At 65.2% G+C, this 23629-nt stretch carries 20 protein-coding genes and 2 tRNA genes; 14 read left to right on the top strand and 8 right to left on the bottom strand.

Annotated features, from left to right (window positions below; all coding sequences use genetic code 11):
- Positions 1 to 5 precede the first annotated feature (5 nt).
- A complete protein-coding gene (locus tag J2X09_RS01285) occupies positions 6 to 1244 on the bottom strand; it encodes an NAD(P)/FAD-dependent oxidoreductase (protein WP_204731541.1) in 1239 nt (412 codons plus the stop codon).
- Positions 1245 to 1409: 165 nt separating this feature from the next.
- On the opposite strand from J2X09_RS01285, the gene J2X09_RS01280 reads away from it, so the two are divergent.
- Positions 1410 to 2336 (top strand): LysR family transcriptional regulator, encoded by a 927-nt coding sequence (locus J2X09_RS01280; protein WP_204731540.1) that lies wholly within the window; start codon positions 1410 to 1412, stop codon positions 2334 to 2336.
- A 24-nt stretch (positions 2337 to 2360) separates the two neighbouring features.
- On the opposite strand, the gene J2X09_RS01275 is transcribed toward J2X09_RS01280, so the two are convergent.
- The gene (locus J2X09_RS01275; protein ID WP_204731539.1) at positions 2361 to 3614 is read right to left on the bottom strand and encodes a DEAD/DEAH box helicase; all 1254 of its coding nucleotides are present in this window, start codon (positions 3612 to 3614) and stop codon (positions 2361 to 2363) included.
- A 61-nt stretch (positions 3615 to 3675) separates the two neighbouring features.
- Between J2X09_RS01275 and J2X09_RS01270 the strand changes: the two genes are divergently transcribed.
- Positions 3676 to 4038: a translation initiation factor Sui1 gene (locus J2X09_RS01270; RefSeq protein ID WP_204731538.1), complete on the top strand. Its 363-nt coding sequence runs from the start codon at positions 3676 to 3678 to the stop codon at positions 4036 to 4038.
- Positions 4039 to 4041: 3 nt separating this feature from the next.
- On the opposite strand, the gene serB is transcribed toward J2X09_RS01270, so the two are convergent.
- On the bottom strand, positions 4042 to 4767 hold the full coding sequence (serB, locus tag J2X09_RS01265) for a phosphoserine phosphatase SerB (RefSeq protein WP_204731537.1): 726 nt from the start codon (positions 4765 to 4767) through the stop codon (positions 4042 to 4044).
- A 10-nt stretch (positions 4768 to 4777) separates the two neighbouring features.
- On the bottom strand, positions 4778 to 8260 hold the full coding sequence (mfd, locus tag J2X09_RS01260) for a transcription-repair coupling factor (RefSeq protein ID WP_204731536.1): 3483 nt from the start codon (positions 8258 to 8260) through the stop codon (positions 4778 to 4780).
- 121 nt (positions 8261 to 8381) lie between these two features.
- On the opposite strand from mfd, the gene ispD reads away from it, so the two are divergent.
- Both ispD and ispF read left to right on the top strand, forming a co-directional pair.
- Positions 8382 to 9104: a 2-C-methyl-D-erythritol 4-phosphate cytidylyltransferase gene (gene ispD, locus J2X09_RS01255; protein ID WP_204731535.1), complete on the top strand. Its 723-nt coding sequence runs from the start codon at positions 8382 to 8384 to the stop codon at positions 9102 to 9104.
- A complete protein-coding gene (gene ispF / locus J2X09_RS01250) occupies positions 9101 to 9613 on the top strand; it encodes a 2-C-methyl-D-erythritol 2,4-cyclodiphosphate synthase (RefSeq protein ID WP_204731534.1) in 513 nt (170 codons plus the stop codon). The genes ispD and ispF overlap by 4 nt, the downstream gene beginning before the upstream one ends.
- Here ispF and J2X09_RS01245 read toward each other — a convergent pair.
- On the bottom strand, positions 9597 to 11000 hold the full coding sequence (locus tag J2X09_RS01245) for a sensor histidine kinase family protein (RefSeq protein WP_204731533.1): 1404 nt from the start codon (positions 10998 to 11000) through the stop codon (positions 9597 to 9599). The genes ispF and J2X09_RS01245 overlap by 17 nt on opposite strands.
- Positions 11000 to 11731 carry an osmolarity response regulator transcription factor OmpR gene (ompR, locus tag J2X09_RS01240; RefSeq protein WP_204731532.1) on the bottom strand — a complete coding sequence of 244 codons (732 nt, stop codon included), beginning with the start codon at positions 11729 to 11731 and terminating at the stop codon, positions 11000 to 11002. The genes J2X09_RS01245 and ompR overlap by 1 nt, the downstream gene beginning before the upstream one ends.
- A gap of 148 nt (positions 11732 to 11879) precedes the next feature.
- Between ompR and J2X09_RS01235 the strand changes: the two genes are divergently transcribed.
- Positions 11880 to 12194, top strand: a complete 315-nt coding sequence (locus J2X09_RS01235; RefSeq protein ID WP_310307095.1) for a hypothetical protein — start codon at positions 11880 to 11882, stop codon at positions 12192 to 12194.
- The gene (locus J2X09_RS01230) at positions 12191 to 12937 is read left to right on the top strand and encodes an SIMPL domain-containing protein (RefSeq protein ID WP_204731530.1); all 747 of its coding nucleotides are present in this window, start codon (positions 12191 to 12193) and stop codon (positions 12935 to 12937) included. Before J2X09_RS01235 ends, J2X09_RS01230 begins: the two co-directional genes overlap by 4 nt.
- A 65-nt stretch (positions 12938 to 13002) precedes the next feature.
- On the opposite strand, the gene J2X09_RS01225 is transcribed toward J2X09_RS01230, so the two are convergent.
- Positions 13003 to 13773, bottom strand: coding sequence for a 3-hydroxybutyrate dehydrogenase (locus J2X09_RS01225; protein WP_204731529.1), 771 nt, complete (start codon positions 13771 to 13773; stop codon positions 13003 to 13005).
- Positions 13774 to 13866: 93 nt separating this feature from the next.
- Here J2X09_RS01225 and J2X09_RS01220 point away from each other — a divergent pair, with 93 nt between their 5' ends.
- The 5 genes from J2X09_RS01220 (at position 13867) to rimO (ending at position 19477) form a co-directional block, all read left to right on the top strand.
- The gene (locus tag J2X09_RS01220) at positions 13867 to 14784 is read left to right on the top strand and encodes an alpha/beta fold hydrolase (RefSeq protein WP_204731528.1); all 918 of its coding nucleotides are present in this window, start codon (positions 13867 to 13869) and stop codon (positions 14782 to 14784) included.
- 25 nt (positions 14785 to 14809) lie between these two features.
- On the top strand, positions 14810 to 17134 hold the full coding sequence (locus tag J2X09_RS01215) for a RelA/SpoT family protein (RefSeq protein WP_204731527.1): 2325 nt from the start codon (positions 14810 to 14812) through the stop codon (positions 17132 to 17134).
- 63 nt (positions 17135 to 17197) lie between these two features.
- Positions 17198 to 17274 (top strand) — tRNA-Val (locus J2X09_RS01210).
- A 229-nt stretch (positions 17275 to 17503) separates the two neighbouring features.
- Positions 17504 to 18046 (top strand): polyhydroxyalkanoate synthesis repressor PhaR, encoded by a 543-nt coding sequence (phaR, locus tag J2X09_RS01205; RefSeq protein ID WP_310307091.1) that lies wholly within the window; start codon positions 17504 to 17506, stop codon positions 18044 to 18046.
- Between the two features lie 45 nt (positions 18047 to 18091).
- A complete protein-coding gene (rimO, locus tag J2X09_RS01200; RefSeq protein WP_204731526.1) occupies positions 18092 to 19477 on the top strand; it encodes a 30S ribosomal protein S12 methylthiotransferase RimO in 1386 nt (461 codons plus the stop codon).
- A 160-nt stretch (positions 19478 to 19637) separates the two neighbouring features.
- On the opposite strand, the gene J2X09_RS01195 is transcribed toward rimO, so the two are convergent.
- Positions 19638 to 19722 (bottom strand) — tRNA-Leu (locus tag J2X09_RS01195).
- 52 nt (positions 19723 to 19774) lie between these two features.
- Between J2X09_RS01195 and rnr the strand changes: the two genes are divergently transcribed.
- The 3 genes from rnr to J2X09_RS01180 all read left to right on the top strand — a co-directional run bounded on the left by rnr (position 19775) and on the right by J2X09_RS01180 (position 23625).
- Complete coding sequence (gene rnr / locus J2X09_RS01190; RefSeq protein ID WP_374726482.1) at positions 19775 to 22045, top strand: ribonuclease R; 2271 nt, start codon at positions 19775 to 19777, stop codon at positions 22043 to 22045.
- Between the two features lie 20 nt (positions 22046 to 22065).
- Positions 22066 to 23001: a gamma-glutamyl-gamma-aminobutyrate hydrolase family protein gene (locus J2X09_RS01185; protein ID WP_204731524.1), complete on the top strand. Its 936-nt coding sequence runs from the start codon at positions 22066 to 22068 to the stop codon at positions 22999 to 23001.
- Between the two features lie 102 nt (positions 23002 to 23103).
- Complete coding sequence (locus tag J2X09_RS01180; protein ID WP_310307088.1) at positions 23104 to 23625, top strand: YggT family protein; 522 nt, start codon at positions 23104 to 23106, stop codon at positions 23623 to 23625.
- Positions 23626 to 23629 lie beyond the last annotated feature (4 nt).

The raw sequence follows: 23629 nt of genomic DNA, 5'->3' as shown, positions 1-23629 counted from the left end.
TGCCTTCAGCCAAAGCGCCGCGCACTGAAGGGCGACAGGTCCACTTGCGTGGTGCGGCCAGCCACCAGGTGGGCCACTTCGCGGCCCGTGGTGGCGCCCATGCACATGCCCATGTGTCCGTGGCCGAAAGCGAGCCACGCGTTGTCCGCATCGCGGCTGCGGTCGATCACGGGGAGGCTGTCGGGCATGCAGGGGCGGTGGCCCATCCACTGCGTCACCTCGGACGTGTCCAGGTGCGGGAACAGCAACTGGCCCTGGCGCAGCAGCGCCTGAGCGCGCTCGTAGTTCGGTGCGCGTTCGAGGCCGGCGAACTCCACGGTGCCGGCCAGCCGCAGGCCCATCGCCATGGGGTTGACCATGATGTTGTTTTCGGAGGCCATCACCGTGTGCCGCAGCTTGAGGTTCGAGCTGCGCACAGTGACGTGGTAGCCGCGCTGGGTCTCCAGCGGAACGGGGTCGCCGAGCTGGCGCGCGAGCTTGCCGGACCATGCGCCAGCCGCGACCACCACGCCATCGACCGCCAGCGGTTCGCCACGGTCCATGCGCAGACCGGTCACGCGGCGACCCTCACGCTCGAAGCCCGTGACCGAGCGATGGTCGTGGCGGGCGCCGTCGCGCACGCTTTGCGCGACCAGTGCCTTGACCAGCTGGGACGGGTCCAGCGTGGATCCGTTGTCGGGCGCGAGGATGCCGAAGCGGAAGCGGCCCTTCAGGTCGGGCTCGAGCTCTTCGAGCTCGTCACGCTCCACGTTGACCAGGTTCACACCGAGCGACTTGCGCAGGGCCATGCCCCACTTCCACTGGTTTGCGGCTTCGCGCGAGGAGTACACGTACAGGCAGCCGGTGCGCCGCACGAGGGCGTTTGCGTCAGCCCGGTCCAGCAGCGGCCCGTAGCAGTCGAAGATGGGTCGCAGCAAGGTCTGCAGCGCGGTGGCGATGCGCGTGACCTCATGCGGTGTGGAGTGCTGCAGCATGCGCACCAGCCAGGGCAGCACGCGCGGCAGGTAGGTGGTGCGGATGGTCAGCGGGCCCAGCGGATCGAGCAGCCAGCTCGGCACCTTCTTCCACATGTTGGGCATGCCCACGGGCAGACAGGCGCTGGGCGACAGCGAGCCCGCATTGCCGAACGAACAGGCTTCGCCAGGTTCGAGCGGGTCGACGAAGGTGATCTGGTGGCCGTCGCGCTGCAGCCAGGCCGCTGTGCATGCGCCGACGATGCCTGTGCCTACAACGGCAATATGCATGGAATCGGAAGAAATTTTCGGTTCAGGTGGAGAGGGTTTCGCGGCATTCTATGAACCCCTCTGGGTATCAGACAAGCCAATTCTTTTGATACATTGATCAGGTAATTTTATGATGGTGCATGAGAGCAGGATGCACCACCACTTTGGAACGAGATTGGTGCATTCATGAACATCAGCCTGAGGCAGATGCGGGCCTTTGCCGCGGTGACGCAGAGCGGCAGCTTCACCGGCGCAGCGCGCCAGCTCAACCTGACGCAGTCCGCCGTCAGCATGTTGGTGCAGCAACTGGAACAGGAGCTGCACCTGCAACTGTTCGACCGCAGCCGGACGGCCATCACGCTGACCGAAGCGGGCCGCAACCTGTTGCCGCTGGCGCAGCGCATCCTGGAAGACGTGCGCCAGGTGGTGGAGGGCGCTTCCGAGATCCGTGCTTTGCGCCGGGGTTTCCTGCGCGTGTCCACCTCCCAGATGATGGCCTGCACCTGGGTGGCCTCTGTACTCACCGATTTCGGCCAGCAGCACCCGGGCATCAGCCTGCGTCTGAAAGACGCGGTAGCCGACGACGTGGTGGATACGGTGCGCCACGGCGCGGTGGAACTCGGGATCGGCCCGGAGCGCGCGACCGGCGACGACGTGACGCGCAGCTTCCTCATGAACGTGCCGATCCGGCTGGTGTGCCCCAAGGGGCACCCGGCCTATGAGCGTGCCAGCGTGCCGTGGAAAGACTTGCGAGACGAACGCTGGATCAGCTACTCGCACGAGTTCGGCCGCCACGTGGAGCGCGCGCTGCACACGCACGGTCATGATTTCGCGCTCAACACCGCGAGCGATGTCGGCTTCCTCACCACCGCCATGGCGTTGGCGGGACACGGCATGGGTGTGCTGCTCGCGCCCGAATACGCCCGCTCGTTCGCCGACAACTTCGGCGTGCGTTTCGTGCCCTTGCGCGCGCCCGCGATCCAGCGCGAGTACTTCGTGTACCAGCGCAAGGGGCAGTCCTTGTCGCCGGCGGCGCAGACCTTCCTGCAGATGCTGCGTCAGCGCGGTGGCGGTGCCGCCGTCAAGCGCACAGCCAGAGTCGCGCGGGCATGAACAACCCGCCGCCAGGCAGGCCCGTCACGATTGGGCGGGGGGTGTCACTGTTTTTGCAGCCGCCGCGCGCAGCTTGTCCTTCTTGCTCGGGCGCTTGCCCTTGATGCCTCCGCCCCCTGGCGCGGCTGGTGGTGGCTCTTCAGTGGGTTCAAGGCCGGGCTGCACCTCCAGCGGCAGGCTCAGGCCCTGGCGCTTCTCGATGAGCCGCCAGTGGGCTTCAGCGGCCGGGGTCACGAAACTCACCGCCAGGCCGCTGGCTCCCGCGCGGCCTGTGCGACCGATGCGGTGCACATAGTCCACGGTCGAGCGTGGCAGGTCGTAATTGACGACAACGGGCAACCCTTCGATGTCGATGCCGCGTGCAGCGAGGTCGGTGGTGACGACCACGTCCCAGCGCTTTTCCTTGAATTCGGCCAGGGCTTGCTGGCGCGCGCCCTGGCTGAGCCCGCCGTGGAACGAGGTGGCGTACAGGTCGCCATGATGCAGCTTGGCCGCCACGCGCTCGGCCGCGTACTGCGTGGACACGAACACCAGCACGCGTTTCCAGCCCTGGCTCTGGATCAACTGGCGCAGCAGCTGGGTGCGGCGCGTGCTGTCGACGAGGAACGCGCGCTGTTCGATCACGGCCCCGTCGTTCCGCTCGTGGGGCACGTCGATGCACTCGGGTTCGTGCAACAGCCCGTTGGCCAGTGTCTGCACAGGGGCGGGGAACGTGGCGGAGAAAAACAGGTTCTGGCGCTGGGCGGGCAACAGCTCGAGCACGCGCTGGAGTTCGTCGGCGAAGCCCAGGTCCAGCAGACGGTCGGCTTCGTCGAGCACCAGAAGGTTCACGGACGACAGGCGCAGTGCGTTGTGCGCCACCAGATCGAGCAGGCGTCCTGGTGTGGCGACCACGACGTCCGCACCGCCGCGCAGGGCCATCATCTGCGGGTTGATCGACACGCCACCGAAGGCCACGACCACCTTGGGTGGGCGTGGCAGGGGCTGGGCAAGTGCACGCACCACCTCACCGGCCTGCGCGGCGAGTTCTCGTGTAGGGACCACCACCAGGGCCTGCACGCGCCGGGGCGCACGCGCGTCGGCGTGCGCAAGGCGGTGCAGCAGGGGCAAAGCGTAGGCAGCTGTCTTGCCAGAGCCAGTCTGGGCCGTGGCCAGCAGATCCCGCCCGGCGAGCACGGCGGGAATGGCCTGGCTCTGGATCGGCGTGGGCGTCTGGAAACCGAGCGCGGCAGCGGCCTGGACGAGGGCGGGTGCGAGGCCGAGGGATGTGAAGGGCATGGAGCGGGTCAGTGTAGCGGCGCGGCCGAAGCAGGGATGTGGCCGGGTACGATCCCGCCTCATGAAGAACAAACTTTCCAGCGGTGGGCTGGTCTACTCCACCGAAGCGGGGCGCATGTGCCCAGCCTGTCGGCAGCCGGTGGCGCAGTGTGTGTGCCGCAAGACCAGCGCGGCGCCCGCTGGCGATGGCATCGTGCGCGTGTCGCGCGAAACCAAGGGCCGGGGCGGCAAGGCCGTCACCCTGGTCAAGGGCGTGGCGCTGGACGCGGCGGCCCTCGTGGCGCTGGGTAAGCAGCTCAAGTCCGCGTGTGGATCGGGCGGCACGGTGAAGGACAGTGTGATCGAGATCCAGGGCGATCACGTCGAAAAGGTGATGACGGCGCTGAAGGCGCAGGGCCACACCGTCAAACGCGCTGGGGGTTGAGGCTCAGCGCAGCACTTCCAGCAGGCGGTCGAGCCCGCCTTCGTTGATGGCCACCATGGCCTGCGCGCGCACCGCCGGTTTGGCGTGGTACGCCACCGAGAGACCCGCCACGCCCATCATGGGCAGGTCGTTCGCGCCATCGCCCATGGCGATGCACTGCGAAGGTTCGATGCCCATCAGCGACGCCACCTCCAACAGGGTGCGGCGCTTTTCGGCGCCGTCACAGATGTCGCCCCAGGGCTGGTCCACCATGCGGCCGGTGAGTTGACCGCAGTTCGGGCCGCTTTCCACTTCCAGCACGTTGGCGCGCGTGAAGTCGATGCCCAGGGTCTGGCGCACGCGCTCGCTGAAGAACGTGAAGCCGCCGGAGACCAGCAGCACTTTCAGGCCGGCGGCCTTGCAGGCCTGAATGAGTTCAGCCGCGCCGGGGTTGACGCGCAGGCGATCGGTGTAGACCTGTTCCATGTCGGCGATGGTCACGCCGCGCAGCAGGGCCACGCGCTGGCGGAGGCTTTCCTTGTAGTCGGTGATCTCGCCGCGCATCGCGGCTTCGGTGATCGCCGCGACCTCGGTCTTCTTGCCCACGGCGTCGGCGATCTCGTCCACGCACTCGATGCTGATGAGCGTGGAATCCATGTCGAAGGCGATGAGCTTGAAGTCGCTGAGTTTGAGTGGTGGCGTGAAGCCTTGAACGGTGAGGCCGGGGGCAAATTCGGTGGCGGTGGTCATGGGATGGAGATCAGGCGGTTTCGGTTTTCTTCAGGGGCTGCCCGAGGGAGCGCAGCACGTCGCGCACCAGTTGCACGCGGTCTTTCACTTCGGGCAGGGCACGTTCGATGCGCAGCTTGTCGTTGCCCGCGAGTTTGATGTGCCGGTTCTTCTGGATCAGTTCGATGATGCGCATCGGGTCGAACGGTGGGTTGGCGCGGAAGGTGATGTTCGTCACCCCGGGTGCGGCATCGACCTTCACCACACCGTAGGGCGCGCTGATGCAACGCAGGCGGTGCACGTCGATCAGCGTCTGCGCCTGGGGCGGCAGCTTGCCGAAGCGGTCCACGATCTCTTCCAGCAAGGCGTCCACCTGGTCCGTGTTCTTCGCCGTGGCGAGCTTCTTGTAGAACGACAGGCGCAGGTGCACGTCGCCGCAGTAGTCGTTGGGCAGCAGCGCGGGTGCGTGCAGGTTGATGTCGGTGGTCACCGAGAGCGGCGCGAGCAGGTCGGGTTCGCGCCCGGCCTTGAGCGAGCTCACCGCCTCGCTCAGCATCTCGTTGTAGAGCTGGAAGCCGACCTCCAGCATGTTGCCGCTCTGGTTTTCGCCCAGCACTTCGCCGGCGCCGCGGATCTCCAGGTCGTGCATGGCGAGGTAGAAGCCGCTGCCGAGCTCCTCCATCTGCTGGATCGCGTCGAGCCGCTGGGCCGCCTGCTTGGTCAGGCCTTCGATCTCCGGGACCATGAGGTACGCATAGGCCTGGTGGTGGCTGCGGCCCACGCGCCCGCGCAGCTGGTGCAGCTGCGCCAGGCCGAACTTGTCGGCCCGGCTCATCACGATGGTGTTGGCCGTGGGCACGTCAATGCCGGTCTCGATGATGGTGGAGCAGAGCAGCACGTTGAAGCGTTGTGCGACGAAATCGCGCATCACGCGTTCGAGCTCCCGCTCGGGCATCTGGCCGTGCGCAATCGCGATGCGCGCCTCGGGCAGGATCTCTTCCAGCTTCTGGCGGCGGTTCTCGATCGTCTCCACCTCGTTGTGCAGGAAATAGACCTGGCCGCCGCGCTTGAGCTCCCGCAGCACGGCTTCGCGGATCACGCCGTTGCCTTCGTTGCGGACGAAGGTCTTGATGGCAAGACGGCGCTGCGGGGCGGTGGCGATCACCGACAGATCGCGCAGGCCTTCGAGCGCCATGCCCAGCGTGCGAGGAATGGGAGTGGCCGTCAGCGTGAGCACGTCGACCTCGGCGCGCAGCGCCTTCATGGCCTCCTTGTGCCGCACGCCGAAGCGGTGTTCCTCGTCAATGATCAGCAGGCCGAGGTCCTTGAACTTCACGCTTTCGCTGAGCAGCTTGTGCGTGCCGACCACAATGTCGACCGAGCCGTCCGCCAGACCCTTGGCGGCCGCGGTGATTTCCTTGGCCGAGCGGAAGCGGCTCATCTCGGCCACCTTCACCGGCCACTTGGAGAAGCGGTCGGAGAGGGTCTGGAAATGCTGTTCGGCCAGCAGCGTGGTGGGCGCCAGAAAGGCCACCTGCCGTCCGCCGGTGACGGCCACGAATGCGGCACGCAGGGCGACCTCGGTCTTGCCGAAACCGACGTCGCCGCAGACCAGCCGGTCCATCGGTCGCGGGCTGATCATGTCCTGGATGACAGCGTGGATGGCGGCGCGCTGGTCGGCCGTTTCATCGAAGCCGAAGTCGTTGGCGAACACCTCGTAATCCTGTGCCGAGTAGCGGAACGCGTGGCCCTGGCGCGCGGCGCGCCGTGCGTAGATGTTCAGCAGTTCGGCTGCCGCGTCGCGCACCTGTTCGGCCGCCTTGCGCTTGGCCTTCTCCCATTGGCCGCTGCCCAGCTTGTGCAACGGTGCCTCGTCCGCACTCACGCCGGTATAGCGGCCGATCAGCTGGAGCTGGCTCACGGGCACATACAGCACGGCCTTGTCGGCGTATTCCAGGTGCAGGAATTCCTGCAGGGCGGGCGAGCCGTCGGGGTTGCGCTCCCCCATGTCCATGTTCACCAGGCCCCGGTAGCGGCCGATGCCGTGCGCGTTGTGCACCACCGGGTCGCCCACGTTGAGCTCGGACAGGTCCTTGATCAGTGCATCGACGTCGCTGACCTGTTCCTGCTTCCTGCGCCGGCGCGTGGTCGGGCTGGTGGCGAAGAGCTCGGTCTCGGTGACGAAGTCGATGCCGTCGTCCAGCCAGGAAAAGCCCGTGGCCAGGGCGGCGGTGGCAATGCCGGTCTTCTCGTCGCTGGCCTGGAATTCGGCCAGGGAATCGAAGGCAGGCGGGTTGACACCGCTGGCGCGCAGGAAGTCGAGCAGGCTTTCGCGCCGTCCATCGCTCTCGGCCAGCAACAGCACACGGTGCGCCGTGTTGCGGATGTGGGCTTGCAGGCGGGCGAGCGGGTCTTCCGCACCACGCACCACGGACAGATCGCCCAGCCTCTGCACATGCGCGCCGTGCTCGATGTCCTGCTGCGGCGGGCGCACCACGAACTGCGCATGCTGGTTGGCGCGCGTGTAGAACTGTTCCGTCGCCAGGAAGAGGGCCTCCGGCGGGAGCACGGGCCGGTCGGTGTCGCCCCTCAGCAGGCGGTGGCGGTCTTTCGTGTCTTGCCAGAAGCGCTGGAAGGCGGGCTCGAGTTCGCCGTGCAGCACCACCGTGGCGTCATCGCCCAGGTAGTCGAAGACCGTGGCTGTGTCGTCGAAGAACAGCGGCAGGTAGTACTCGATGCCTGCGGTTGCCACGCCGTTGCCGATGTCCTTGTAGATGCGGCTCTTGGTCGGGTCTCCTTCGAGCAGTTCGCGCCAGCGGCTGCGGAATTTCGCCCGCGCTGCATCGTCCATCGGAAATTCGCGACCCGGCAGCAGACGAACCTCGCTCACAGGGTACAGGCTGCGCTGGCTGTCAGGGTCGAAGGTGCGGATGCTGTCGATCTCGTCATCGAACAGGTCCACGCGGTACGGCACCAGGCTGCCCATGGGGAACAGGTCGATCAGCCCGCCGCGCACCGCGTATTCGCCCGGGCTCACGACTTGCGTCACATGCTGGTAGCCCGCCAGGGTCAGCTGGCCCTTGAGCCTGGCCTCGTCCAGCTTCTGTTTCACCTTGAAGTGGAAGGTGTAGCCGGCCAGGAAGGACGGCGGCGCCAGCCGGTACAGCGCGGTGGTGGCTGGAATGAGCACCACGTCCGCACCGGTCTCCTTGTCGCGTTGCGAGATCCGCCATAGCGTGGCCAGGCGTTCGCTGATCAGGTCCTGGTGCGGCGAGAACGTGTCGTAAGGCAGGGTTTCCCAGTCCGGAAACATCGCGCAGCGCAGGCCGGGCGCGAAGAAGGCCATTTCTTCGATGAGGCGTTGCGCATCGTTGGCGTCGGCGGTGACGATGGCCGTCAGCCGGCCGGCCGCTTTCTCGCGCGTCCCCAGTTGCGCGAGCATCAGGGCATCGGCCGAACCGCCCGGGTGGGGCACGGTGTGGCGTTTGCCGGGGGTGAGTCTGGGCAAGTCCATGAGAAAGAAAAGAGGCGTGGGTGGTGGACCTGGCGGGTGAGAGCCGTCATGTGCCATGACGAACACCCCCGACCGGGGCGGGGCGGGGGTGTGACCGCTGATTCTAGAATGCAGGCCCACCATGCCCGATGTCGCCACCGAATTGACCCGCCCCGGCACTGCCCGTTGCCATGCGCTGCTGCCTTGCGCGGGCACCGGCACCCGCGCCGGCACCGGAATTCCCAAACAGTACCAGCCCATCGCCGGTCAGCCGATGGTGATGCACACGCTCGATGCGTTGCGCGCGGTGCCCCGGCTCGATCTGTGTGTGGTCGTCATCGCCTTCGATGACGTGTTCTGGACCTCTCAGCCCGTGGGCACGACGCTGGCGCGCCGTGGTGGCGCCACGCGTGCCGAAAGCGTGTTCAACGGCCTTCAGGCCTTGCGCGAGCTGGGTGCCGACGAGAGCGACTGGGTGCTGGTTCACGACGCCGCGCGCTGCCTCGTCACCCCGGCGCAGGTGAGCGCCCTGATCGACGCCTGCCGGGACGATCCCGTGGGCGGCCTGCTCGCACTGCCGCTGCCCGACACGCTCAAGACCGCTGCCGATGGCCGCGTGGCCGCGACCGTCGACCGCGGTGGCAAGTGGCTGGCGCAGACACCGCAGATGTTCCGCCTGGGCCCCTTGCAGGCAGCGCTGGCCGCGCGAGCAGCACAGGGCTTTGCCGGTGTGACCGACGAGGCCAGCGCCATGGAAATGGTGGGTCAGCATCCGTTGCTGGTGCAGGGCAGCGCACAGAATTTCAAAGTCACCTACCCCGAAGACTTCGCCCTGGCCGAAGCCGTTCTCAGGAGCCGCCCATGAACACCCTTCCCACGTTGCGCATCGGCGAGGGCTGGGACGTGCATGCGCTTGTGCCCGGACGGCCACTCATCATTGGTGGTGTCCACATCCCGCACACCCAAGGCCTGCTGGGCCACTCCGACGCCGACGTGCTGCTGCATGCCATCACCGATGCCCTGCTGGGCGCGGCGGCATTGGGCGACATCGGGCGCCACTTCCCGGACACCGACGAGCGCTTCAAGGGGGCCGATTCCAGCGCGCTGCTGGCCGAGGCCGCGCGGCGCGTGCGCGCGGCGGGCTTCGAGATCGGCAATGTGGACAGCACCGTGATCGCGCAGGCGCCCAGGCTGGCACCGCACATCGCCGCCATGTGCGAAGGCATTGCCAGCACGCTGGGGCTGGCGACCGCTCAGGTGAATGTGAAGGCGAAGACGGCCGAGAAAATCGGGCCGGTGGGGCAGGGCCTGTCGATCGAGGCGCGCGCGGTGGCGCTGCTTGTCGGCCCGCCCGCCCTCAAGACGGCGCCTTGACCAGCTTCATGTGGGCCGCAAGGCCCCCGGTGCTGCTGTTGGCCAGCGCAAAGCGCCCGCCCATCCGCGCGACAGCGCGGTCCACGATCGCCAGGCCCAGCCCTGTGCCCGTGGCCGAGGTGCGCGAGACATCTCCCCGGTAGAACGGCTGGGTCAGCTGATCAATCTGTTCCGGGTTCACGCCCTTGCCGTGATCGCGCAGCTTGACCAGCACCGTGTCATCCCTGGCCTTGGCCGCGATGTCGATCTTGACCACCCCGGTTTCCGGGTCGCGCCCATAGCGCATCGCATTCTCGATCAGGTTGGAGAACACCCGCTGCAGCTCCACCGCGTCGCCCATCACGGCGGTGTCGCGCGGGATGTTGGTGGTGATGTAAGTGTTCTGGTCCTGCCCCACCGAGTAGATGGCAGCGTCCACGACCTGATTGAGGCTCACGCGCTCAGGCTTGAGGTGGTCCGGCCGCGCGTAGTCGAGAAACTTGTCGATGATTGCGTTGACCTGGTCGATGTCGGCGGCCATGTGCTCGCGCGCCTGGGCATCGCCCACGCTCATCTCGGTTTCCAGTCGCAGTCGCGCCAGCGGCGTGCGCAGGTCGTGCGAGATGCCCGCGAGCATGAGCGCCCGGTCCTGCTCGATCTTGGAGAGCCGCTGGGCCATGCGGTTGAAGCCGATGTTGACCTCACGAATCTCGCTCGTGGCCACGGCCTCGTTGAGCTGGCTGGCGTTGAAATCACCTTCGCGAACGCGGCTGGCGGCAAACGAGAGCTTCTTCAGAGGCCGGTTGATCAGCCGTGCGATCAGCGCCGCACCGGTCAGCGAAAGCAAGGCCGCCGTGCCCAGCCAGATCAGCCACGTGGTGCCAGCCACCGGGCCGATGCGGGAGGGGTCGGTGAGCAGCCAATACGGATCGCCGTCGATGGTGAAGCCAATCCAGAGGCCGGCCGTGCCATTGACCTCGCGCGCCACCAGCGTGTCCGGCCCGAGGCGGCCGCTCAGCCGTTCGGACACATTGCGGCTGATTGCATCGGTGTTATAGAGGCGGAAGGTGTCGGTCGGCTCACGCGGCGCGATGCGCAGACCTTCCTCGGCAGCCAGCGTCTTGATCAGCGACACACGGGCGATGGCATCCGAGTGCACCAGCGCGGCCCGGCTGAGGTTGACCAGGGAGGCGAGCTGGTTGGCGCTTTGCAGCGCACGTGGCTCGTACTCCAGTGCACGGAAAGTCTGCAGCCAGGCGACAGTGCAGCCCACCAGCAGGAGTGCGAGAAACAGGAAGGTGCGCCAGAAGAGGCTCACGCTTCGTGAAGGGCGCATCTCCAGTGGAGCGGGCATGGTCTCCAGCGAGGCCGGCTGGGTCTCGAAGGGAACGCGGGACTCGTCGGACATCAGGCATTGCCATCGGGTACGAACACGTAGCCCACACCCCACACCGTCTGCAGGTAGCGCGGTGAAGCGGCGTCTTCTTCAATCAGCTTGCGCAGGCGGGAGACCTGAACGTCCAGGCTGCGGTCAAAAGGTTCGAACTCGCGGCCGCGGGCCAATTGGGCCAGCTTTTCGCGCGAGAGGGGCTGGCGCGGGTGGCGCACCAGTGCCTTGAGCATGGCGAACTCGCCGGTGGTCAGCGGCAGGTCTGCGCCGTCCTTGCGCAGGGTGCGCAGGCTCAGATCGAACTCGAACGGACCGAACTTGACGACTTCCTGGTCCTGGGAGGGCGCGCCCGGCACTTCGGTAGGAGGGCGGCGGCGCAGCACAGCGTGGATGCGGGCCAGCAGCTCGCGCGGGTTGAAGGGTTTGCCCAGGTAGTCGTCAGCACCGACTTCCAGGCCGACGATGCGGTCCACATCCTCACTCTTGGCGGTGAGCATGATGATGGGCGTGCGGTCGCCATTGGCGCGCAGGCGGCGGCAGATGGAAAGGCCATCCTCGCCGGGCATCATCAGGTCGAGCACGATGATGTCGACCGAATCGCGCTGGAGGACCCGGTTGAGGGCCTTGCCGTCTTCGGCCAGCATGACCTCGAAGCCTTCCTGCATGAGGTAGCGGCGCAGCAGGTCGCGGATGCGGACATCGTCGTCGACGACCAGCACTTTGTTGGGGCGAACATTGGTTTGTGGCATGACTACAACTTCCGATAAATGTAACAAACGCGATTGTGGCAGCGCCAAGTGCTTGTCAGCACTCGTTTTTTATTTTTCTGACACGCTGTTACAGATGTTGCCCCGATTCTCCGCAGCTTCACAGCGCCCACATCACACAATCGCCGGAATGACCATACTTGAGTCCACCATGAAATCGTGTCTGTCGAGTGGTTTGCTGCTGTTGTCCCTGGGGTCGGTCGTCGCCGCTCCCGAGGATCAGCGCGTGCACCCGATGCCCTCGGACACGCCGGTCGCCGTCCTTCCCGTGTCGGCCGACGGCGGCGATCCACGCAGCACGATGCGCTTGCGCGATGCGCTGCGGCAGCCCTTCGATGACATGGATGACAGCCGCAAGCCCTACCGACTTTCGGTGGAGGAGCGTCAGCGACTGCGCGAACAGCTTCGCGACCAGCCGCACCACGACTTCAAGTTCAAGCCATGACCCTGTTTTCTTCGCGTCACCTTTCTCTGTCCCGCAACCGTTTCTTTCTCCCCTCTGTCCTGGCCCTCGGGCTGGCCGCCAGCGCCTCGGCCATGGCCCAGGTGACCGCGCCTGTCCCGGCCAACGTTGTCAATATCGCTGCCAGCGGCTTTCTCGAGGTGCCACAGGACTGGTTGGCCATGACGCTGAACACGACACGAGAAGGCAGCGATGCCGGCACCGTGCAGAACCAGCTCAAGCAAGCGCTCGACGCTGCTCTGGCGATTGCCAGGGCCAGCGCCAAGCCTCAGCAACTCGAAGTGCGCACAGGCCAGTTCAGCCTGTATCCGCGCTACGGCAGCAACGGCAAGATCAATGGCTGGCAAGGCAGCACCGAGCTGGTGCTGGAAGGGCGCGATTTCGCCCTCATCAGTGCCACCGCAGGCAAGATCCAGACGCTGACCATGTCCAGCACGAGCTTCTCGCTGTCGCGCGAAGCACGCCGCAAGCTGGAGTCCGATGTCCAGGCGCTCGCCATCGAGCGCTTCAAGGTCCGGGCCGACGAGGTCAGCAAGGGTTTCGGCTTCACGGGCTACAGCCTGCGCGAAGTGAACGTGAGTTCGGCCGACCAGGAGGTGCGCCCGTTCCAGCCGCGTGCCATGGCCATGGAGGCCAAAGCGGCCATGTCGGATGCGGCCGTGCCGCTGGAAGCAGGCAAATCCACGGTCAATGTCACGGTGTCGGGATCGATCCAGCTGCGTTGAGTCTCCCTCACGCACAAAGGGAAAGGCCCGCATCGCGGGCCTTTCTCATGGCGGGAGCAGGACAGTCACTGAGCGGCCCAGCCGCCGTCCATGTTCCAGGCCACGCCGCGCACGTTGTTGCCGGCCGGCGAGCAGAAGAACACCGCCAGGTCACCCAGCTCTTCCGGCGTGGTGAACTGCATGGACGGTTCTTTCTCGCCCAGCAGTTGCCTGGTGGCCTCTGCGTTGGAAATGCCCTGGGCCGCTGCCTTGGCGTGCACCTGTTTCTGTACCAGGGGAGTGAGCACCCAGCCCGGGCAGATGGCGTTGCAGGTGACGCCCGTGGTGGCGTTCTCCAGCGCCGTGACCTTGGTCAGGCCGACGATGCCGTGTTTGGCTGCCACATAGGCCGATTTTTCCGCCGACCCCACCAGGCCATGCACCGAAGCCACGTTGATGATGCGTCCCCAGTTGGACTTGAGCATGGCGGGCAGGGCGAGGCGGCTGGCATGGAAAGCGCTGGTGAGGTTGATGGCGATGATCGCGTCCCAGCGCTCGACCGGGAAGTTCTCCACCCGCGCAACATGCTGGATGCCGGCGTTGTTCACCAGGATGTCCACCTGGCCGAAAGTCTTGGCGGCGAAGGCCATCATGTCTTCGATTTCCGGGGGTTTGCTCATGTCCGCGCCGTGGTATGCGACTTTCACGCCCAGTGCCGCGATCTCGGCCTTGGGGCCCTCGGCATCGCCGAACCCATTGAGCACGATGTTGGCGCCCTGGCGCGCCAGGGCCTTGGCGATGCCCAGACCGATGCCGCTGGTGGAGCCGGTGACGAGGGCGGTTTTGTTGGCAAGCATGGGTGAACTCCAGTGTTCCAGTACGATGGGTTGAAAAGCACTCAAGGCATTATCACGGACGCCTCTGCCGGCGTCCGCTTCGCGATCAGATCCATGCAAGAACCAAGCCTCCGATACCTCACCGTCAACGGGCCGGCAGCCAATACCGGTGCGCCGCGCCGCATGGTGTACTGGGACTGGGATGTCCTCTCGGGCGATGCCGGCCACGTGGTTGTCTGTGTGCACGGCCTTTCGCGCCAAGGGCGCGATTTCGACACCCTGGCCCGTTCCTTGGCCGAGCGTTGCCGCGTGATCGCCGTCGACGTGGCCGGGCGTGGCCACAGCGACTGGATGGCCGACCCGATGGGTTACCAGATTCCGCATTACGCCACCGATCTCGCTGCCCTGTTGATGCACCTGCGGGCCGAGCGACCCGGGGTGGTGATTGACTGGGTGGGCACCAGCATGGGGGGACTGATTGGCATGGCCCTTGCCGCCCAGCCCGCGCTGGCGCCACGGCGACTCGTGCTCAACGATGTCGGCCCCGTGGTGCAATGGGAGGCCCTGATGCGCATCAGCACCTACCTCGGGCAGAACCCATCGTTCGACAGCGAGCAGGCCGCCACCGAGTACCTGGCTGCCATCTCGACCGGTTTCGGTCCACACACGCCGGAACAATGGCGCGCGCTGTCCCTTCCTTTGTTGCGCGAGCGCGAAGGGCGCTGGTGGCTGCACTACGACCCGGCCATTGCCATGCCGGTGAAAGCGTTGACCGGCATGGCCGATCAGGCCCAGGCACGCAAGGTGGCCCACGACGGTGAGACCATGCTCTGGCAGTTGTACGACGCCATCACCGCTCCCACGCTGCTGCTGCGTGGCGGCGACTCGGATCTGCTCTCGGCGGCCACGGCCGCCGAAATGGGGCGGCGAGGCCCCAAGGCGCGCTGTGTGGTTTTTGAAGGCGTCGGCCACGCCCCCACGCTGGTGTCCGATGATCAGGTGGCCGTGGTGCGGGAATTTCTGCTGTCCTGAACCACGGTCGACAGTTGAGCGATACATGAAACGATCGAATTCCCCCAGCTCCGCCGAACCTGTGAGCGCCACTGCCGTTGCTGAACGAGCGCCGGCCGTGCCCTCTGCGATCGTCGCCGCCACTTCCGACAGTTTGCCCAGGCAAGCTCAGGCGTTGGCGCGCGCGCGCGCGTTCGCGGAGCCGCTGCTGGGCAGCGAACAGTTGGACACCGGCGAGAACACGCTGGCGCATGCCGATGCCGTCGCGGGCGTGCTGAACGACATTGGCGGCTCCGAGGCCATGCAGGCGGCCGCCTACCTCGTGTATGCCTGTCAGCACCTCAACCGGCCGCAGGAGGTGATCTCCAAGGCCTTTGGCGACAATTTCGCGGCCCTGGCCCTGGAAACCACCAAGCTCGTGCAGCTCCAGCGCCAGGCACGCATCAAGTCGGCTGAAGTGCAGGCGAAGAAGGAAGAAGAGCGGCAGGCGGCCCATGAACAGGCATTGCCGATGCTTGCTCCGGGCAAGGCTCCGGTCTCGGAGCTGGCCGCGAGCCAGACCGAGAACGTGCGCAAGATGCTGCTGGCTTTCTCGCGGGACCTGCGCGTGGTCATGCTTCGCCTGGCGTCGCGTCTCCAGACGCTGCGTTACTTCGCCGCCTGCAAGGGAGAGCCGGGGGAGGCGCTCGCCAGCGAGTCGCTGCATGTCTTCGCGCCTCTCGCCAACCGCCTGGGCATCTGGCAGATCAAGTGGGAAATGGAAGATCTGGCGTTCCGTTTTCTCGAGCCTCAGACCTACAAGCACGTCGCCAAACTGCTGGACGAGAAGCGTGCCGAGCGCGAGGCCCATGTGGAACAGGTGCGCCAGCAGCTGGAAGCCGACCTGCAGCAGCAGGGCGTGCTGGCGTCGGTGCAAGGGCGGCCGAAACACATCTACAGCATCGTCAAGAAGATGCGCGGCAAGTCGCTCGATTTCGATCAGGTGTTCGACATCCGTGCCTTGCGGGTGATCGTGCCGAACGTGGACGACTGCTACGCGGCGCTGGCGCATGTGCACGCGAAGTACGTGCCGCTGGCCAACGAGTTCGACGACTACATCGCCAAACCCAAGCCCAACGGCTACCAGTCGCTGCACACGGTGGTGCGCGATGCGCAGGACCGGGCATTCGAGATCCAGATCCGCACCCAGGCCATGCATGACCATGCCGAACACGGTGTGGCGGCGCACTGGGCCTACAAGGAGGCGGGTACCAAGGGTTATGCCGGTGTTTCGGCCAGCTCGGAGTACGACGCGAAAATCGCGGTGCTGCGACAGCTGCTGGCCTGGGAGCGCGACCTGAGTGGCACCGCGCAGGGCCTCTTCGATGATCGCATCTATGTGCTCACGCCCGACGCGGCGATCGTCGAGTTGCCCCAGGGCGCCACAGCGGTGGACTTTGCCTACAGCGTGCACACCAGCCTGGGCCACCGTTGCCGTGGGGCGCGCGTCGACGGCGTCATGGTCACGCTCAACACGCCCCTTCAGAACGGCCAGACCGTGGAGATCACCGCGGCCAAGGAAGGTGGTCCTTCGCGTGACTGGCTCAACGCGGACTTGGGGTACCTTGTCAGCCACCGGGCCAAGAGCAAGGTGCGCGCGTGGTTCAACGCTCAGGCGATGGAAGAGACCGTGGCGCGCGGGCGCGAAGCGGTCGAAAAACTCTTGCAACGGGAAGGCAAGACTGCGCTGAAGTTCGATGACCTGGCCGTGTCGATGGGCCTCGCCTCTGCACAGGAGTTGTTCGAGCAGGTCGGCAAGGACGAGTTGTCTTTGCGCGCCATCGAGACACATCTGCGCCCCCCGGAGCCTGAGGCAGCATCCGAAGTGCCTGTGTGGCTCAAGAAGCCGCGCAAGGCGTCCGGCCAGCCAAGTGGCGGCGTGCTGGTGGTGGGTGTGGAATCGCTGATGACGCAACTGGCCAAATGTTGCAAGCCGGCCCCGCCGGACGAGATTGGCGGTTTCGTGACGCGTGGCAAGGGCGTGAGCATTCACCGCGCCGATTGCAGCGATTTCGCCCATCTGCAACGCAAGAACCCCGATCGCGTGATCGAAGTGCAGTGGAGCGGACAAGGCGAACCCGACCGGGATGGCCGCGCTGCGGTGTATCCGGTGGACGTGGCCATCGAGGCACAGGACCGACAGGGGTTGCTGCGCGATATCTCCGATGTGTTCGCCCGGGAAAAGATGAACGTCATCGGCGTGCAGACGCAATCGGTCAGGGACGTTGCCTGGATGACGTTCACCATCGAGGTGTCGGACGCCCGTCAGGTGATGCGTGCAATGTCGGTGGTGGGCGATGTGCCTGGGGTGCGGGTGGTGCGCCGCAAATGATGTGATGCTCTGGCCAGAAGGTCCCCTGGAAACTGCTATACTGCGAGGCTTCGAATCGTTTGTAGGCGCGTAGCTCAGCTGGTTAGAGCACCACCTTGACATGGTGGGGGTCGTTGGTTCGAGTCCAATCGCGCCTACCAAACTTCTGCAGGGTCAACCAGGCCCTCGCGAGCTGAAAGCAGACCACAGGGTCTGCTTTTTTTTGTCCTTGCGGCCGGCATGGCTCCGTTCATGCGCCTGGCAATGCCCGGGAGGCCGGTGCCCACAGGGAAAACCCATGCATACGGTACGGAGGTGGGTTTTTAGAATGTGCCGTATGCTCCCCAGACCATGGGCGTCTGCGGCCCATCCCATCCTGAAAGTCCTGCAGTGCAAAAAACCAAGGCCGGTAGCGGCAGTGAACGTGCGCCTGCCGTGCGTGTGATCAAGAAATACCCGAATCGGCGTCTCTACGACACCGACACCTCGTCTTACATCACGCTGGCCGAAGTCAAGTCTCTGGTCATGGACAACGAGCCTTTCGTGGTCCGTGACGCCAAGTCCAACGACGACCTGACCCGCAGCATCCTGCTGCAGATCATCCTGGAAGAGGAAACGGCGGGTGTTCCCATCTTCACCGAGCAGGTGCTGGCCAACATCATCCGGTTTTACGGCCACTCCATGCAGGACTTCATGGGTGCCTACCTCGAGAAAAATGTCCAGATCTTCATGGACCTGCAGCACAAGATGGCGGAGCAGTCTGCGAGCGTCAACCCGGAAGCCTGGAAGCAGTTCATGAATGTGCAGTCGCCCATGATGCAGGGGATGATGGGGACATACCTCGAGCAGTCGCGCAACGCCTTCACGCAGATGCAGGAGCAGATGCAGAAGAACAGCGAACAGATGCTGGCGGCTCTCGGACTCAAGCGCTGAGGGGCGGTATCTGCGGCGTTCGGGCGGGTCTGAGACAATCGGGCCATGTCTGAAACGCTATCCCAGCCGTCCCACGCGGCGCCCAAAGTCGGTTTTGTCAGCCTGGGTTGCCCCAAGGCGCTGACCGACTCCGAACTCATCCTCACGCAACTCAGTGCCGAGGGCTACCAAACCTCCAAGACCTTCGCCGGGGCCGATCTGGTGATCGTCAACACATGCGGCTTCATCGACGACGCGGTGCGCGAAAGCCTGGACACCATTGGCGAAGCACTCGCTGAAAACGGCAAGGTGATTGTCACCGGGTGCCTGGGAGCCCGCGAAGGCGAGGGCGGCGGCAATCTGGTGCGGCAGATGCACCCCAGTGTGCTGGCGGTGACCGGCCCGCATGCCACGCATGAAGTGATGACGGCGGTTCACGAGCATCTCCCCAAGCCGCACGACCCCTTTGTCGATCTGGTGCCTCCGCAGGGCATCAAGCTCACCCCTCGGCACTACGCTTACCTGAAGATCAGCGAAGGCTGCAATCACCGCTGCACCTTCTGCATCATCCCTTCCATGCGCGGTGATCTGGTGAGTCGACCGATCGGCGACGTCCTGACGGAAGCCCGCAAACTGTTCGAGTCCGGTGTGAAGGAGTTGCTGGTGGTGAGCCAGGACACGTCGGCCTATGGCGTCGATGTGAAGTACCGCACCGGGTTCTGGGATGGCAAACCGGTGAAGACGCGCATGTTCGATCTGGTCCGAGCCCTCGGCGAGCTGGCTCAGGGCTATGGTGCCTGGGTGCGCTTGCACTATGTGTACCCATACCCGCACGTGGATGAAGTCATTCCGCTGATGGCCGACGGTCTGTGCCTGCCTTACCTCGATGTGCCGCTGCAGCACAGCCATCCCGATGTGTTGCGCCGCATGAAGCGACCGGCGAGCGGCGAAAGAAATCTGGAGCGCATTGCGCGCTGGCGCGAGCTTTGTCCGCAGATTGTGGTGCGCAGCACCTTCATCGCGGGCTTCCCTGGTGAAACCGATGCCGAGTTCGATCATCTGCTGAACTTCGTGCGCGAAGCACGCATTGACAGGGCGGGCTGTTTTGCCTATTCGCCAGTGCCCGGCGCAACGGCCAACGAGTTGCCCGATCCCGTGCCGGATGCGGTGCGCGAGGAGCGGCGGGCGAGGTTCATGGCCGTGGCCGAACAAGTATCGGCAGACAAGTTGCGAGAACGTGTCGGCGCGACCATGCAGGTGCTCGTGGATTCGGCGCCAGGCCTGGGCCGCAAGGGTGGTGTTGGGCGCAGTTACGCCGATGCACCCGAGATCGACGGTGTGGTGCGCCTGCTGCCGCCCGAGAAGATCAGCAAGACCATGAAGGTCGGCGAGTTCACCAAGGCGCGCGTGGTCGCGGCGCAGGGTCACGACCTTATGGCGGTACCTGTTTGACCGTGATTGCCATGACCGGCCAAGGAATCAGTAGCCGGTGTCAGTTTGCTACCAAATGTGGAGCAACGCGCTCTGTCTGTGAGTGCCTGATCGTAGGCGGGCTGGCAGAGAGGGCAAAAGAAAAGGGCTTGCAAACATCATGTTTGCAAGCCCTTATGATTGGTGCCCAAGAGAGGACTCGAACCTCCACGCCTCTCGGCGCTAGTACCTGAAACTAGTGCGTCTACCAATTCCGCCACCTGGGCATCTCAGGAAAACCAGAAGTATAGCAGAGAAAAAGTGAACGAAAAAAATAGCCTGTTGGCCGAATATGAAGGTGTCGTTTCCGGACATCGTGATGGACATGGTTTTGTCGTGCGGGACGACGGCCAGGCCGATATCTACCTGCCATCCAACGAGATGCGGGCCGTGCTGCACAAGGACAGGGTGAAGGCCCGCATCGTGCGCCTGGATCGCAAAGGGCGACCAGAAGGTCGTGTGACGGAAATCGTCGAACGCTCGGACTCGCCCATCATCGGTCGCCTGCTGCAGGAGAGTGGTGTGTGGCTGGTGGCGCCTGAAGACAAGCGCTATGGTCAGGACGTGCTGATTCCCAAGGGGGCGACCGGCTCCGCCAAACCCGGCCAGGTGGTGGTGGTGCAGCTCACCGAGCCGCCCGCGCTCTACGGTCAGCCAGTGGGTCGGGTGAAGGAGGTGCTGGGTGAGATCGATGATCCCGGCATGGAGATCGAGATTGCTGTGCGTAAGTACGGTGTGCCTCATGAGTTTTCCGAGGCCGCACTCGCCCAGGCGCGCGCGTTGCCTGACAACGTTCGCGGGGCCGATCTCAGGCATCGCGTCGATCTTCGGGACGTTCCACTGGTCACGATCGACGGCGAGGACGCGCGCGATTTCGATGATGCGGTCTATTGCGAGCCGGCGAAGGTTGGCAAGGGCAAAGGTTGGCGGCTGCTGGTGGCGATCGCGGATGTGAGCCACTACGTGGAGACCGGTTCGCCGATCGATGTGGACGCCTACGATCGCGCCACTTCTGTGTACTTTCCTCGCCGCGTCATTCCCATGTTGCCGGAGAAGCTCTCCAACGGGTTGTGCTCGCTCAACCCGGGTGTCGAGCGGCTCTGCATGGTGTGCGACATGCTGGTCAATGCCAGGGGCGAGGTGCATGCCTACCAGTTCTATCCGGCCGTGATGTTCAGCCATGCCCGCTTCACCTACACGGAGGTGGCGGCGATCCTGCAGAACACGCGTGGTCCCGAAGCCGCCCAGCGCAAGGCACTGGTGCCTTATCTGCTCAATCTGCACGATGTGTACCGCGCGTTGCTCGCCGCGCGCGGTGAGCGGGGCGCGGTGGATTTTGAGACCACCGAGACCCAGATCGTGTGCGACGAATCGGGGCGCATCGAGAAGATCGTGCCGCGCACCCGCAACGACGCGCACAAGCTGATCGAGGAGGCGATGCTCGCAGCCAACGTGTGTTCGGCCGACTTCATCCAGGAGGGCAAGCACACCGGACTGTTCCGTGTGCACGAGGGCCCGACGCCAGAGAAGCAGGAAATCCTTCGCAACTATCTCAAGGCCATGGGGGTGTCGCAGACGATCGGTGACAACCCGAAGCCTGCTGACTTCCAGCAGATCGCCAACGCCACCAAGGACCGCCCAGAAGCGCAGCAGATTCACACCATGCTGTTGCGTTCGATGCAGCAGGCGATCTACACCCCGATCAACAGCGGCCACTTCGGCCTGGCATTCGACGCCTACACCCACTTCACCAGCCCGATCCGCCGCTACCCGGACCTGCTCGTGCACCGTGTGATCAAGGCGATCCTGGCGCGCAAGCGCTACGAACTGCCCGCGCTGCCGACGCCGGGCGAGGCACACGCCAAGCTGAGCAAGAGGCTGTCGAGCCGTGTTCGGCCGCCTGTGTCGGGGGAGGTGGCGAAGAAGCCGTCTGCCGACATCCTGGCATGGCAGGCCGCCGGCCTGCACTGCAGCGCCAACGAGCGCCGAGCGGACGAAGCAAGCCGCGATGTGGAGGCCTGGCTCAAGTGCAAGTACATGCGAGAGCACCTGGGCGAGGAGTTCAGTGGCGTCGTGACCGCGGTCACGAGTTTTGGATTGTTCGTCACGCTTGACGCCATGTACGTCGAAGGCCTGGTGCATATCACCGAACTGGGTGGCGAGTATTTCCGTTTCGATGAGGCCCGCCAGGAGCTGCGTGGCGAACGCACGGGCATTCGGTATGCGCTGGGCAGCCGCGTGCAGGTGCAGGTGAGCCGGGTTGACCTGGATGGGCGACGTATCGATTTCCGGCTGGTCAGTGGCAACGACGATCTGGTGCTTCGTGCCATGCGCGACAAGACGGGGTTGCCTGCCGCGCCGGAGGGCCATTCAACCTCGGCGCGAAGCGGGAAGGCGCGTCGCACCCGTGCCGAAGGCGCGCCACAGGGCCGCTCGGCAAAGGCCCCGGCGATCGACGTCAAGGCCGCCGTGCGCAAGGCTGCGGGCAAGAAGGGCGAACGCGGTGGTGCCCGCAGCACCGCCAACCAGTCGCGCAAGAGCCGACGCTGAACCCACCCCGGAAGCATCGAATGTCCAGTTCCACTGTTCTCACCAAAAGCCCTGTTAGCAAGACCACCAGGGCAGCGTCGGTGAGGCGGCGCGACACAACCGTCCCGACCGAGCGTGCGTTGCGCATCGGCGTGTCTGCCCGCTTGCTGCACCAGGCTCCGCAAGAACTGGGTTTTCGCAACAAGATCCTGCAGTACATCGAGCAGTCGGTTGCGCACTGGATCATGGAGCACGGAGCGGTGGCCTTCATGGTGCCGGCGGTGGCGCATGACAGCAAGCATGCGGCCCGCCATCTCAAGGTCGAGCAGGTGGTGCAGGAGCTCGATGCGCTGGTGCTGCAGGGCGGCGCCGACGTCGCCCCGCAGACGTATGGCCAGACGCCGATGGATCCCCGCTGGCAGGGTGATGTGGTGCGAGACCGCTACGAGCTGGCGTTGCTGCGTACCTTCCTGGCTCAGAAGAAGCCCGTGCTCGGTGTCTGCCGTGGCGCACAGCTTCTGAATGTTGCGTTCGGTGGCACCCTGTACCAGGACATTCCCACGCAGTGCCCGGCGGCCCACGCCCACGTGGATACCGATCTCTACGATCAGCTGGAGCACGACGTCACCTTTTTGCAAGGCACGGCGCTCACGAAGCTGTACCCCAACGCCTCGCAGTTGCGCGTCACCAGCATCCATCACCAGGCAGTGGCGGAACTGGGCAAGGGAGTGGTGGTGGAGGCGGTGTCCACCCTGGACGGCCTCGTCGAGGCCATCCGCTGGACGGGCGACACCTACGCACGCGGTGTGCAGTGGCACCCGGAGTTTCACCACGGGCGTGACGCGCTGGCCGATAGCTCGCCGATCATGCTGGATTTTCTGGAGGCTTCCCGTGCCGCAGCGCTTGAGCGGCTGGCCAATGGCCACGAGCCCGATCCGCGTGTGCCGCGAGCGCCCTTGCGCCTGGTGGGCGACTGATGCTGGGACAGACGGCCCGGCTCGCGCCTTGAAAGCCTAAACTCGCCATTCGTCCGTTGTCGCTGTCATACCATGCGCATTGTCTTCTTCCTGCTCGAAACCTTGTTCTTCTTCCTGGTGGCGGCCGCGTTGCTGCGCGCGTGGATGAACCACTTGCGCATCAACATGTCGGGGCAGCCCGGCAGGTTCGCGATCGCGGTGACCGATTGGCTGGTGGCGCCCATCCGCCGGTTGTTGCCCCGCTCGCTTGCGCAGAGCCGCATCGACTGGGGAAGTCTGACCGCGGCCTTGGTGCTCGCGCTGATCTATGGCGGACTGTGGCTGCTGTTGGCGGTGAGCGTTTCGGCGGCGCCGGGCTCTGGTGCCGTGGCCCTCACGACGATTTTCACCATGGCGGTGCGGATCCTGATCCGGACGCTTTTGCAGGGTTTGATGATTCTGTTGATCGGGTATGCCATTCTGTCCTGGGTGCAACCGCATTCGCCGGTGATGGGCACGCTGGACCGCCTCTGTTCCCCCATCCTGAGGCCTGTGCGGCGCATCGTGCCGCTCATTGGCGGGGTGGACCTGTCGGTCCTGGTGGTGATCATCCTGCTGCAAGTGGGCTTGATGCTGCTGGGCTGAAGCA

It is taken from the genome of Hydrogenophaga laconesensis (genome assembly GCF_031457235.1).
In the GTDB taxonomy this organism is placed as follows: domain Bacteria; phylum Pseudomonadota; class Gammaproteobacteria; order Burkholderiales; family Burkholderiaceae_C; genus Hydrogenophaga; species Hydrogenophaga laconesensis.
Note: the sequence above shows the minus strand (reverse complement) of the source record. Positions and strands in the feature narration are given on the sequence as shown.